Here is a 762-nt window from a genome sequence, read left to right as displayed (position 1 = left end):
CATCCACAGCCAAAGAGTCCGGTTGACTCTGGCGTAGCTTGCGGGAACAAATAAGGAACATTCTGACCGCGAGCTGAGGAGGCCGTGATGGAATCCCGGCCGCGGGCCGCGATCGAGGAGCTGCGCACCCGCATCCGGGCGATCGAGAGCGGTGGGCGGGCCGCGGCAGGCGTGCTGCCGTTCGGGGTGGCGGCGATCGATGTCGCGCTGCCCGGCGGCGGGTTGGCGCTCGGCGCGCTGCACGAGGTGGCAGGCGGTGGGATGGGTGCCATCGACGGCGCGGCGGCGGCGCTGTTCGCCGCCGGCATCCTGGCGCGGCGGGAAGGCGTGGTGTTGTGGTGCGTAACGAAGCCCGATCTGTTTGTCCCGGCGCTTGCCCAGGCCGGGCTCGCCCCCGACCGGGTGATCCATGTCGAGGCCGGGGACGACAAGACGGTGCTGGCCTGTTTCGAGGAAGGGCTGCGCCATGGCGGCCTTGCCGGGGTGGTGGCGGAGGTGGCGCGCCTCTCGATGACCTCATCGCGCCGGCTGCAGCTGGCCGCCGAGAGCACCGGCACGCTCGGCCTCGCGCTCCGGCGCTGGCGGCGGCCGGCGGAGGCGTCGGAGTTCGGCCAGCCGACGGTGGCGGTGACGCGCTGGCGGGTCTCGGTGCTGCCCTCCGCGCCCTTGCCCGTGCCGGGCGTCGGGCGGGCGCGCTGGATGATCGAGCTGATCCGCTGCCGGGCTGGCGAGTGCGCCGAGTTCATGGTGGACGCCTGCGAT

General features: G+C 73.0%; 1 protein-coding gene. It reads left to right on the top strand.

The window, feature by feature from the left end:
- Nucleotides 1-87: 87 nt before the first annotated feature.
- On the top strand, nucleotides 88-762 hold a 675-nt coding region (locus tag F1193_RS16900; protein ID WP_150098954.1), incomplete at its 3' end, for an ImuA family protein.

This window comes from Blastochloris sulfoviridis (assembly GCF_008630065.1).
Lineage (GTDB): Bacteria > Pseudomonadota > Alphaproteobacteria > Rhizobiales > Xanthobacteraceae > Blastochloris > Blastochloris sulfoviridis.
This window is presented reverse-complemented; position numbering and strand designations above follow the sequence as displayed.